The sequence below is a fragment of the Curtobacterium sp. BNK-1 genome, from assembly GCF_048685235.1.
In the GTDB taxonomy this organism is placed as follows: Bacteria; Pseudomonadota; Gammaproteobacteria; order Enterobacterales; family Enterobacteriaceae; genus Pantoea; species Pantoea agglomerans.
Map to the genome: position 1 here is coordinate 3,332,847 of NZ_JBLQTJ010000001.1, position 12,135 is coordinate 3,344,981.

Annotated in this window: 8 protein-coding genes; 1 reads left to right on the plus strand and 7 read right to left on the minus strand. The window is 56.0% G+C overall.

The annotated features are described in order from the left end of the window. Positions 1–90: 90 nt before the first annotated feature. The 3 genes from aaeB to aaeX are packed head-to-tail and all read right to left on the minus strand — an operon-like array spanning position 91 to position 3,196. Positions 91–2,043, minus strand: a complete 1,953-nt coding sequence (gene aaeB / locus ACMGGP_RS15725; RefSeq protein WP_010256064.1) for a p-hydroxybenzoic acid efflux pump subunit AaeB — start codon at positions 2,041–2,043, stop codon at positions 91–93. Positions 2,044–2,052: 9 nt separating this feature from the next. Further along, positions 2,053–2,985 carry a p-hydroxybenzoic acid efflux pump subunit AaeA gene (aaeA, locus tag ACMGGP_RS15730; protein WP_010256061.1) on the minus strand — a complete coding sequence of 311 codons (933 nt, stop codon included), beginning with the start codon at positions 2,983–2,985 and terminating at the stop codon, positions 2,053–2,055. Positions 2,986–2,992: 7 nt separating this feature from the next. Next, positions 2,993–3,196 carry a p-hydroxybenzoic acid efflux pump operon protein AaeX gene (gene aaeX, locus ACMGGP_RS15735; RefSeq protein WP_010256058.1) on the minus strand — a complete coding sequence of 68 codons (204 nt, stop codon included), beginning with the start codon at positions 3,194–3,196 and terminating at the stop codon, positions 2,993–2,995. A 230-nt stretch (positions 3,197–3,426) separates the two neighbouring features. Between aaeX and aaeR the strand changes: the two genes are divergently transcribed. Further along, the gene (aaeR, locus tag ACMGGP_RS15740; RefSeq protein WP_010256055.1) at positions 3,427–4,344 is read left to right on the plus strand and encodes an HTH-type transcriptional activator AaeR; all 918 of its coding nucleotides are present in this window, start codon (positions 3,427–3,429) and stop codon (positions 4,342–4,344) included. 252 nt (positions 4,345–4,596) lie between these two features. Here aaeR and tldD read toward each other — a convergent pair whose 3' ends face one another. From tldD to ACMGGP_RS15760, 4 genes are all read right to left on the minus strand, one after another. Beyond that, positions 4,597–6,042 (minus strand): metalloprotease TldD, encoded by a 1,446-nt coding sequence (gene tldD, locus ACMGGP_RS15745; RefSeq protein WP_010699816.1) that lies wholly within the window; start codon positions 6,040–6,042, stop codon positions 4,597–4,599. A 64-nt stretch (positions 6,043–6,106) separates the two neighbouring features. Further along, the gene (yhdP, locus tag ACMGGP_RS15750) at positions 6,107–9,931 is read right to left on the minus strand and encodes an AsmA2 domain-containing protein YhdP (RefSeq protein WP_498798624.1); all 3,825 of its coding nucleotides are present in this window, start codon (positions 9,929–9,931) and stop codon (positions 6,107–6,109) included. A 148-nt stretch (positions 9,932–10,079) separates the two neighbouring features. Continuing rightward, positions 10,080–11,549: a ribonuclease G gene (gene rng / locus ACMGGP_RS15755; RefSeq protein WP_003855268.1), complete on the minus strand. Its 1,470-nt coding sequence runs from the start codon at positions 11,547–11,549 to the stop codon at positions 10,080–10,082. Continuing rightward, positions 11,539–12,132 (minus strand): Maf family protein, encoded by a 594-nt coding sequence (locus ACMGGP_RS15760; protein ID WP_124890364.1) that lies wholly within the window; start codon positions 12,130–12,132, stop codon positions 11,539–11,541. The genes rng and ACMGGP_RS15760 overlap by 11 nt, the downstream gene beginning before the upstream one ends. Between the last annotated feature and the right edge of the window lie 3 nt (positions 12,133–12,135).

Consider the following 12,135-nt stretch of genomic DNA (forward strand, 5'->3'; position numbering starts at 1 on the left):
TCTTCCGTCTGGAGAGTATAGTTGGCAAAAGCGACAGATTTTGTGATGGGTGGGGATTGCGCAGGCCGCTGCAGGTCACAGCGGCCAGATTCAGATTTGGATGAGCGTGTTCTGGTACTTATCCAGCATCATAGCCAGTCGTTTTACCGGTTCCGTTACGCTGGCGGGAGCCTCGTAATGGGCCAGTTTTTCCTGATAGACATCCAGCTCTTTCAGCAGACGTTCAAAGTAGTAACGCCGCTTGTCATCGCTGCTGGCGGAGATCACCCGGTCAGCGGTGTAACGCAACTGCCGGTGATAAGCAGAGAGATCGGCATTCACCGGCACTTCTGCGTCGCGTAACCGCTGATGACCGATGATCAGCGTCAGGGCGATGCGATATTTGTTGATATCGCCCGGAAACAGGTTGAGCAGCAGAAACAGTTGCTGATAGAGCGCTGGCAGATGGTTTTCACGCCGGCGCGCCTGATTGGTCGTCATGGCAGAGACAGCCGCATACATAAAGCGGTTCAGCAGCTTGCGGCCGGTACGCGCTTTTGATTTATCACGAATCAGCAGGATCACCATCATCGCCACGAAGCAGCCGATGACCTGGCCCAGAACGTTATCGAGAAAGACGTTAATGTGGAATTCCATCGGATTATCCAGCACCAGAACATTAAGGGTGCCAATCAATGCCCCCAGCGTGCCGAGCTGACGCCGCTGAATGAAGATACCACCGATAAAACCGAGCAGGCCGATTGCGATGCAGAGCAGCAGTGCGCTCTGCTGCGTCGCCGGGAGAACATACATAAAGTAGAGCGCGCCCAGCGGAACCGCGACCGTCATGCCGTAGAGAAAGTCCTTTGCCATCATCAGCGGGTTGGGCATACGCATCGCCAGTGCGGTGATGACAGCCAGCATGACCATGCAGCCACTGCCAGAGGTCCAGCCGGTATAGAGCCAGAACAGCGAACCCAGCGCGGTCGCCACAAAGGTACGGATACCATTGATCATCGCATGATGCGTTTCAGCGGAACGCGCCTGGATCACCACTTCGCGCTGCAGAATCTCCTCTTCCAGCGAGGTGATCCGGCTATTACTTTTGATCCCTTTCAGCAGCAGCAGATATTCGGTAGCAGTGCCTACCCAGCTGGCCAGCGTGACCGGCGTTGATTTGCCGCTGGCACCAATCACCCGCCGCATTACTTTCATCCGCTTATGCACCTCTTCAACGGTCGAGGCTGGTTTTTCGACCATCAGGCGATACTGGGGCGGAATGTAATCAGGACGGGAATTCTGGATCAGAAAGGTTTCGGCTGCCTGTGTAATCAGCGTCAGTGACAGCGTATTGAGCATCTGCAAACGGCGGTTGCTGTTCTTCCAGCGTGAGGACTCCATCATCAGCTGGCTACGCATGCTGTTCAGCGCCGTGGTGCGCCGTACCAGCGCGCTCCAGGCTTTATCGACCTCTTCTTTATCACCGTGAGCGACGCAGAGTTGCAGCAGGTTATAGTGTGCCACCAGCAGCGAATCGACCTCAGCGTCGATCACTTTTTTAATCGAACGGGGTGAGAAAATCATGTCGGCCAGAATGGCACACAGAATGCCGAGTACGATTTCACTGCAGCGCTCTACCGCATATTGTGGCACCAGCGTCAGACCGCCGCTGGCATTAGCCGTCACCACAATAATCAGCGCGGTGTAGCCCGCCAGTCCGAGCGCGTAAGAGTTTTCTACCTTGATCAGCGAAGAGAGCCAGACGCAGAGTCCTGCCCAGATGCAGCACAGCAGCAGCATCACGACCGGTGCACGCACGGTGGCAATCATGATGGTCAGCGCGGCGATACAGCCAATAAATGTCCCGATAATACGCAAAACGCCGCGATAGCGCAGCGCCCCGGAATAGGGGTCACCCCCCGCCGCAAACGCGGTACCGCCAGCCACGATACCGGCGGTCATCACCGCCCAGCGCGGCGTTTCAAGGTTAAAGTGAAAACCCACCATCAGCGCTAACACCAGCGCAAAGGTGAGCTTTACCGGGAACCGCAGGAACTCGATCATATCGCCCTCTTAACCAAACTCACGCAGGCGATTAAACAGTCGGACCATCGGTGAAACCTGTTCAGGCTGACGATCGGCCTGACCGGTGATCACCACTGTCGCTGTCGTGCCCGCCGGGAAGCGATTGCCGGGCTGCTGATCAAGCCGGATGCGCACCGGCACACGCTGCGCCAGACGGACCCACTCCAGATTGGAATCTACTGTGGCCATGCCTTTGCTGTCGACCGAGCTGCTGCTGTTGGTGACGCCAGCCGCCACACTGTCTACGGTGCCACGCAACACGATGTTGCTGCCAAGTGGGGTCACTTCTGCGCGGAAGCCCTTCTCCACGCCGTGCAGTTTGGTCTCTTCCAGGTAAGCCAGTACATAGAAGGAGTGCTGCTGAACCAGCGCCACGGCAACCGAACCACGGGTAATAAACTCACCCTGGTAGACATTCAGGTTGGTGACCCAGCCATCGGATGGCGCTTTCACCGTGGTGCGCTCAAGGTCAATCTTCGCCAGATCGCGTGTCGCCACCGATTTCGCCAGCTGGTGCTCGCTGGTTTGCAGATCGTTATTGGATTGCTCGATAGCCTCGCGCGACATGGCGGAGGTGCCCAGCTGGTTACGGCGCCCGGCTTCGCGACGTTTCTCACTGACCAGTGCCTGATAATATTCAACATCCGCCTGCGCCTGATCGAGCGCTTTTTGATAGCGCGGCCGGTCAACCACAAACAGCGTATCGCCCTTCTTCACCAGCTGGTTGTCGTGTACCGGAACCTCGGTAATCAGGCCGGTGACGTCAGGGGAGATCGCCACCACGTCAGCGGCGAAACGCGCATCACGGGTCCAGGGCGATTCGGTATAGAAGACCCAGGCACGGAAAATAATGACCACTGCGATGATGACCAGCAGGATAGTAATCGCGTAGCGCGCGATTTTTCTTATGAGTGCTTTCACTTAAACCTCAGACTAATAAACGGGAGACAAGGTAAAACACACAGCAGTAAAGCGCTGTATTAAAAAGTGCCGGATGCCAGACAAGATCGTAGATACCGCTCGGCGTAAGCACGCGTTTCACTAACCAGAACAGCATCAGTGAAATAATAAGTTCGATGAAAATGGGCGGAAAAGAGAGCCCAAACATGACAAATACCGGAAGCACACTCATCACAAATCCTTAGTTCGACCTTGCCGGGATACTCATGCCTCTTCAGATGTCGCAGGAAAACCCTCTGGAAGCGTTATCCGAACCGCAGCTGGCTTAATAATAGCGTATCATCGAAGGGTATCAGGCAATGAAGAATCACCGGGAAATACCCCGGCGCGCTTATAATAACGCGCCTGACTATAAGTTTTCTACAGAATGTGATCTAAATCACTTTTAAGTCAGAGTAAATAATGGAACGACTGAAAGGCATGTCTGTCTTCGCTAAAGTGGTCGAACTGGGTTCGTTTACCGCTGCGGCGCGTCAGCTTCATCTGAGCGTCTCATCAATCAGCCAGATCGTCGCGAAACTGGAAGATGCATTGCAGGTTAAACTGCTGAATCGCAGTACCCGCAGTATCGGGCTGACCGAAGCGGGCAAAATCTATTATCAGGGCTGCCGCCGTATGCTGGCCGAAGCGACGCAGGTGCATGAACAGCTTTACGCTTTTAACAATACGCCCATTGGCGTACTGCGAATTGGCAGCTCCTCTACCATGGCGCAGAACGTGTTAGCCGGCATGACCAGCGATATGCTGCGGGAATATCCGGGGCTGAGTGTGAATCTGGTCACCGGCGTTCCGGCCCCGGATCTGATCGCGGATGGTCTGGATCTGGTGATTCGGGTGGGAGCGTTAAAAGATTCCAGCTTATTTTCGCGTCGCCTGGGTGCGATGCCGATGGTGGTGTGCGCCGCAAAAAGCTATCTGGCGCAGCATGGTACGCCGGAGAAGCCGGGTGATATCGATAATTTTTCCTGGCTGGAATATAGCGTACGGCCCGACAACAATTTCGAACTGATTGCACCGGAAGGATTAGTGACACGCCTGGCTCCGCAGGGACGTTTTGTGACCAATGATTCCCTGACGCTGATTCGCTGGCTTAAGTCGGGCAATGGCATCGCCTATGTGCCAATGATGTGGGTGATTGATGAGATCACCGCAGGCGAGATCGATATTCTGTTTCCGCAGTATCAGTCCGATCCGCGCCCGGTCTACGCGCTCTATACCGAGAAGGATAAGTTACCGCTTAAGGTGCAGGTCTGTATCGATTATCTGACCGGCTATTTTGAACAGGTGGCTGAGCAGTATCAGCAGCATCGTAAAAGCTAACAATAGATTGTTGACAACATCTGTCCCGACCAGCTGTAAGACCCAGCCAGCGAAGGGAACACGGTCAGATCGGAAAGACGCAAAATCCGTCATCCCTGACACGCTCGGCCCGCGCCATCCGTGGCGCGGGACGCTTTCCTCCTCTGCCCGTGTTCCCTGCGCTTTCAGCTATTGCATTGCTGCCAGGTTCATCCGGCTATGGATTTGTCAGCATTCTGACAACCCGCCAGGCGGCAGGTTGTTGGGGTCACATCAGGCGGTGCCGCCGATGGTCAGTTTATCCAGCTTCAGGGTCGGCTGACCGACACCGACCGGCAGGCTCTGCCCCTCTTTACCACAGACGCCGACGCCTTTATCCAGCGCCAGGTCATTACCTACCATCGAGATCTGCTGCATCGCTTCGATGCCGGAACCAATCAGCGTTGCGCCTTTAACCGGTTTGGTGATTTTGCCGTTCTCAATCAGATAAGCCTCTGAGGTTGAGAAGACAAATTTGCCGGAGGTGATATCCACCTGACCGCCACCAAAGTTCGGCGCATAGAGGCCATACTCAACGCTTTCAATAATATCCTGCGGCGATGACTTGCCAGCCAGCATATAGGTGTTGGTCATGCGCGGCATCGGCAGATGCGCGTAGGATTCACGACGTCCGTTACCGGTAGGGCTAACCCCCATCAGTCGCGCATTCAGCTTGTCCTGCATATAGCCTTTCAGTACACCATTCTCAATCAGCATGTTGTACTGACCGGGAACGCCCTCATCATCTACTGCCAGTGAACCGCGCAGCCCTTCAAGGGTGCCGTCATCCACCACGGTACAGAGGTCAGACGCAACCTGCTGACCAATTTTACCGCTGAACACCGAGGTGCCACGGCGATTGAAGTCGCCTTCCAGACCGTGACCGACCGCTTCATGCAGCAGCACGCCCGGCCAACCCGCACCCAGTACCACTGGCAACGCACCAGCAGGTGCGGCCACGGCGGAGAGATTCACCAGCGCCATACGCACCGCTTCACGCGCCCAGGCGTCAGCGCGGACTTCGCCATCTTCATCTGCCAGGAAAAACGCATAACCGGTACGCGCACCGCCGCCGCTTGCGCCGCGTTCACGTTTGCCCTGATCTTCCACCTGGACACTAATAGAGAGGCGAACCAGCGGACGGACATCTGCCGCCAGCGTGCCGTCAGTCGCGGCTACCAATACCTGCTCGTAAACGCCGGTCAGGCTGGCATTGACTTCCTGTACGCGCGGATCAGCCGCACGAGCCACTTTATCAACGCGATGCAGCAGGGCAATTTTGTCTTCACGTGTCAGGCTGCTCAGCGGATCGATAGCCTGATAGAGCGAACGGTTCATCACGGCAGAAAGCGTGTGTGCCTTGCCATTTCCCTGTTCGCGTACGATGCTGCGTGCGGCTTCAGAGGAGAGACGCAGTGCATTCAGCGTGATCTGGTCTGCATAGGCGAAGCCGGTTTTCTCCCCGCTGACCGCACGCACGCCCACACCCTGATCGATATGGTAGGAGCCATCTTTAATGATTTTGTCTTCCAGCACCCAGGATTCGTGAAAGCTGGACTGAAAATAGAGATCGGCATAATCCAGACGACGTTCTGAAAGCTGCCCTAACAGGGAAAATAGGTCCTGCTGATTAATGCCGTTAGCAGTCAGTAACTGCTCACTTACCAGGTTCAGAGTCATCGTTTCTCACTCATTATGTGCTCAGATAATCATAGCCTGCGGTAATTCCGGTACGGCGTCAAATTCACTTGTTGTCAGTTTCACGCGGTTTACGCAGCACTTCATTGATTTCCGGTTTATCCAGCGGGCCACTGATGTGATAACGCAGCAGCGATATCTTGTTCCACAGGGGTCCCAGAACTTTACTGGCGGCAAACACCGCCGCGCCAATTACCGGATTGATGGCAAAAGCTGTCGCCACACCAACCGAGGCGGATATTTCCGGCGCAACCACCGCTTCCATGTCGATCTGACGCTTCACCAAGTCGAGATTACCCTGCATCGCAATGTCCGCTTCCAGGCCATCCACCAGCAGATTATCGGTGCGCATCATGCCGTTTTCGATCCAGGCGGTGCCGTTAATCGAGTCGAAGTAGAAAGAATTGGTGAAGGTGTCGCTGAAGTCGAAGCGCAGCTTGCGCAGTAGCGCATCAAAGCTCACCAGTCGCAGAATTTTCCCGGCGGCACCGGTATTCACATCGGCGATCTGGCCTTTGCCAAAGTGGGTCTTCAGGGTACCGCTCAGCGTCTCTGCCGAGGGCTGCCAGGGCGCAGAGCGCCAGTGCAGGTCATACGCAATATCAAATGGCGCATCGCGCAGCGGCGTGTTGACGCCAAACCAGTTGGTCGCATTATTAATATTCGGGCCTTTCAGCGTGCCCTTCAGCGAAGTGCGCTGGTCGTCCGGGCGGTTAACCCATTCCCCATTGATTTTCAGCTGTGAACTGCCAGTATCCACCTTTCCGTTAGTAAGCGCTAACGTATCTCCGCGGGGTTGCAGCATCGCGGAGACCTGACCATATTTCTGACCCAGCACCCAGCACTCTTTACAGCGCAACTGTAACGCGGGCCACTGGCTGAAGTTAATGTTTGTGGCTTTTTGAGGTGGCGCTTTGCCGCCTTTGCCTTCACCGTTATCCCACTGCGGATTGTAGTAAAGGTAATCCAGATTCACCTGCCACGGTGCTTTCGGTGCCATTGCCAGCGCACCACGCAGCTCTTTAGCCCTGATGCCGACCTGGCCCTTGCCGCCCGCACTCTGAGCCAGTGTCGCTTCAACCTCATGCCATTGCTGCCCGGCCAGGGTGACCGCCGGGCTACGAAGCGTGATATTGCCGGGCAGCGTGACGCCACCCGTTTTGAGGCCGCCGTCTGACTCGCTGCCCCCGGATGCTCCCCCTGCGGCCATCATCGCCACCCAGGCCTCGCCATCCAGCGCGGGCAGGTTCAGTACCATGCCGGGATGATCGGGCAGAGCAGGTGTTTTCTGCGCATCATTCAGCCAGATGCCACGATCGACGCGCAGCGTCGGCTCCAGCAACCAGCGGCTGTTAAAGCGATGGTTTGCATCGACGCTGCCACTGAGATCGAAATGGTGCAGGTCGCCACTGGCCTTGATTGCGACTGGCATCGCCTCACCGGCTTTCTTATCGAGCGGTGCAGGTAAGTGACTACTTACTTCTTTTGCATTACCGTTCAGCGTCACGTCATAACGCGCACCGCCATGATGGGGCAGCGTAATATTAACGTCGCCCTGCCACGGCAGATTTCCGCCCAGCTGCTTGCTGACGGCTGCAGGAAGCTGGCTGATTTTAGCGGGCTGCCAGTCGCCCTGAAGTTTGACGTTCACGCCAAAGTCGTCCGGATTCTCTTTAGTGCTGAAACGCACGCCCATCGGCTGACCAAACCAGTTCGCACGCAGATCCTCACTGGCCAGATTGCCGTTGTCGTAACGGAAGCGCCCGGAGAGATTGTTAATGGTGGTTTTTAACGGTTTGATAAACAGCGAATTATTGTTCAGGTCCACATTGCCACGGGCATGAACCTGCTCACCATCCAGCGGAATATCCAGATTCAGGTGGCCGCCGACGCGGCCTTTGATTTCCAGCTGTTCCAGCGCGGCACCCAGTGAAGGTTTCAGCGGAGTCTGCCCGAAATAGTCCGCGATTTGCTGGCCTTCACCACTGATATCACCCTCAATGATCAGTTTTTCTTTCAGGTAGTCGGGGATGACCGCAGTGACGTTGCGCGCGTCCACCTCGCCCAGTTTCGCCACCGGCGCTTTCATCCAGAGGCCGTCATTCAGGAAGTTAAGGTCGATATCGAGATTGCTCAACGCTGGCCATTTGGGCTGAAACGCATAGGTTGCCTGGCGAAGCGGCACCCAGACCTGGAACATGCCATCATTATGCTTGAACGGGAACAGCGCCGGATTACCGGCAAACAGCAGTGTGGCGTTGTCCACCTTGCCACCCTTCACTGCCCCACTCAGATAATGCGTCAGGCTGTTACCCAATAGCGGCACCGGGAAGTAGCGCCAGGCATCGCCCGCATCGGTAAGCCGGATACCGGCCAGAATATCCAGACGAGGCTCACCGCCGCTGTTCTGCTGGTAGCTGAAGTCGCCGCGCGCCCAGAGCGAGCGTGCTTCCAGGTCAAGATTTTCGCCCGCCAGCGTGAGGCCATGATCATCATTCAGCCAGCGCAGCGCACCGGTCACCCGCTTAATCTCTAACGGAGCCTGGAACATGTCGCCATAGGGAACGGTCGCCGCCCCCATATCCACACTGACCTGACCATTGCTCAGGCTGCCGCGCGCTTCACCGCTTAAATGGCTGATGCCCGGCAACAGTTTCCAGTGCTGCCAGCTGAAATCACGCCACTTCACCTGTACGCGGGTTTTTTCAGGCTGCTGTAACGGAATATCCAGCGCCAGGCCATCGATGGTGCCCTGTGGCTGCAACGTCTGCCAGTTTTCAAACAGTGCCGGAGAGAGCGGCGCAAACAGCGGAACGATCGGCGCAATATGACTCAGCACCAGCTGTGTGGCGCGAACGCGCACTTCCGGCTGACCATCCGGCCCCAGCATCTGCTTATCTTCAGGACGCCATAACAGAGAGAAGTGACCGGCGGGCCAGGCGTGGCCGTCGGTGCTGAGCCGGGTTTGTGGCACATTGACCACCCAGCCATTCTGGAAACGTGACAGATGCGCGGTCAGCCCATCGACCTCAATGCGGTGTCGTCCGGTCTCGCCCTGCCAGCTGGCTCCGCCCTTGCGCAGCAGCAGATCACCGGCGTAGATGTCGCCATCGCGCAGGTTAACCCAGGCCGCCAGGCTAAATCGTGCGCTATCCAGCCGGGTATTGTCACGCACCCAACGGCCCAGCCACGGGCGCATGTCGACGTCGTCGGCCTGCATCCAGATGCGGCCATCATTGAGTAAACCGTTGCTGTCGTTAAGATCAAGCCGCACCTGGACCACGCCGTGCTGGCCGGTGAAGCTCGACAGACTGACTTCGCCTTCGGCCCGGTGGCGGTTATCTTCATTGACCCAGGTGAGTCGCGGGATCGCCAGCTCAGCATGCTGACCGGAAGGGGTGCGGAAACGGATGGTGCTGTCACGCAGGTCAAAGTGGTCAAACTGACGCAGGAAGAGTTCGTTTATCTGCGCCGGACGGAAGCTGTTTTTCTCTTTGTCGTTATCCAGCAGCGGGCGATTAGTATCGAGGTGCAACTGCCAGAAGGTCAGATCGCGAAACTGCCACCGCCAGTGCAGCAGGGACTGCCAGACGTCGAGAGCCAGATTAATACGTTTGATAGTGAGTTTGCCGTTCTCATGCAGATCGACGCTAAGATCGCGAACCTGCAGGGTTGGGCCAAAATTCTCCCATTTACCCTGTAACTGGCTGGCGTTGACCGGCACGCCGCTGCTGTCGGAGATGTATTGCAGAAGGTTGCTGCGATAGCTGTCGAGATGCGGCATCACCAGACGCAATCCGCTGACCAGCAGCGCGACAATCACGATGATTGCCGCGACCAGCAGTAACAAAATCCTCGGCAACTGCCTCACTCACGCCTCTCCTTGTGTTCCGTAAACGACGGATAGTTGGTTCTCATACCCGACCGTCTCCCGATAAAAGCGTTAAAACGCGCATTTTATCTCAAACAAGGGCGATTTTTCAGCCCGATATCCGAAGAAACCGGTGACCGGGCTGGCGTTACATCATCACCACGTCGAACTGCTCCTGAGTGTAGAGCGCTTCGACATGAACTTTAACCTGCTTGCCGACAAAGATTTCGACTTCAGCCAGTGCATGAGACTCGTCGGTTTTTAACGCCTCACCCACCGTCGGTGAAACATAGACCAGAAAGCGGTCAGAATCATAAGCGTGATGAACCCGGACAATCTCACGCATGATTTCATAGCAGACCGTTTCAACGGTTTTCAGCGTGCCGCGCCCTTTGCAGACCGGGCAATCCTGGCACAAAACGTGCTCAATGCTTTCGCGGGTACGCTTACGCGTCATCTCCACCAGACCCAGCGCCGAGAAACCATTAATACCGGTTTTAACCCGATCTTTACTGAGCGCGCTTTCCAGCGAATGCAGTACCCGGCGGCGATGGTCTTCGTTGCTCATATCGATGAAGTCGATAATGATGATGCCACCAAGATTACGCAGTCGCAGCTGGCGCGCGATCGCCTGAGTAGCTTCAACATTGGTATTAAAGATCGTCTCATCAAGGTTACGATGGCCGACAAACGCACCGGTGTTGATATCGATGGTGGTCATCGCTTCGGTCTGATCGATGATCAGATATCCGCCTGACTTTAGTTCAACTTTGCGATCCAGCGAGCGCTGAATCTCATTTTCGACGTCAAACAGGTCGAAAATAGGCTGTTTACCGTTGTAGAGCTCCAGCTTACCGGCCATTTCCGGGATATATTCACCGGTAAATTCCACCAGCATATCGCAGGTCAGGCGGGAGTCGACCCGGATGCGATCCAGCGCCGCGCCCGCAAAATCACGCAGAATACGCTGGGCCAGAGCCAGCTCACCGTAGAGCAGGCAGCGGGTCTGATTGCGCTTTTTACGCTCGCTGACTTTGGTCCAGAGTCGTTTGAGAAAAGCCGCGTCCTGCGCCAGCTCCTCTTCCCCGATGCCTTCTGCGGCGGTACGGATAATAAAGCCGCCCAGATCGTCGCAGTAGTCAGCCACGACCGCTTTAAGCCGATCGCGCTCTTTCTCGCTCTCAATACGCTGAGAGACACCCACATGCGATGCGCCTGGCATAAAGACCAGGTAACGCGAAGGCAGCGTGATGTCAGTGGTCAGCCGGGCACCTTTGGTGCCAAGCGGATCTTTGACGACCTGAACCACCAGATCCTGTCCCTGCCGCACCAGCTCGGCGATATCCCGCACGATAAAGTTTTTCTTTTCGTCGCCCGCCACACATTCAGTATGCGGCATGATATCTGAGGCATGCAGAAAGGCCGCTTTCTCCAGACCGATATCAACAAAAGCGGCCTGCATGCCGGGCAGAACACGGCTTACACGGCCTTTATAAATATTGCCAACGATGCCGCGCCGCGCCTCACGCTCAATGTGAATTTCCTGCAGTATGCCGCCGTCAATATAGGCAACACGTGTTTCAGAAGGCGTGACGTTTACCAGTAATTCAGCCGTCATGTTGACCCCTTACGGCACGCAGTGACTCGAAATGGCTGATCAACTCCCCTGTCTCAACCAAGGGTAATCCGACCACTGCATGGTAGCTTCCATTAATTTTGCGGACAAAGTTTCCTCCCCTGCCCTGAATACCGTATGCACCCGCTTTATCCATTGGCTCGCCGGTCGCGATATAGTCGTCGATGTCGGTGGCGGTTAAGGTGCGGAATGTCACATCAGTGATTACGACGCAATCCAGCGCCTGCTGACTATCGGCCAGCGCTACCGCCGTCATCACCTGATGTGTATGACCAGAGAGTTTGCACAGCATCGCGCGGGCATCAGCGGCATCGCGCGGCTTTTCCAGCACTTCGCCATTCAGCACCACAATCGTATCCGCGCCCAGCACCGGCAGATCCTGCGCGGCCAGTTTGACACCCGCCTGCGCTTTATCATTTGCCAGACGGCGGACATAGATTTCCGCCGCTTCGTTCGGCTGACGCTGCTCTTCAACGCCAGTCACGATGCGCTCGAATGTCAGACCAAGTTGAGTTAACAGCTCACGACGACGCGGTGAACCGGAAGCAAGATAGAGGGTTACCATAAA

Coding starts and splice junctions, on each gene's coding strand:
- aaeB (WP_010256064.1), bottom strand. CDS start 2,043: ATGATCGAGTTCCTGCGGTTCCCGGTAAAGCTCACCTTTGCGCTGGTG.
- aaeX (WP_010256058.1), bottom strand. CDS start 3,196: ATGAGTGTGCTTCCGGTATTTGTCATGTTTGGGCTCTCTTTTCCGCCC.
- aaeR (WP_010256055.1), top strand. CDS start 3,427: ATGGAACGACTGAAAGGCATGTCTGTCTTCGCTAAAGTGGTCGAACTG.
- tldD (WP_010699816.1), bottom strand. CDS start 6,042: ATGACTCTGAACCTGGTAAGTGAGCAGTTACTGACTGCTAACGGCATT.
- rng (WP_003855268.1), bottom strand. CDS start 11,549: ATGACGGCTGAATTACTGGTAAACGTCACGCCTTCTGAAACACGTGTT.
- ACMGGP_RS15760 (WP_124890364.1), bottom strand. CDS start 12,132: ATGGTAACCCTCTATCTTGCTTCCGGTTCACCGCGTCGTCGTGAGCTG.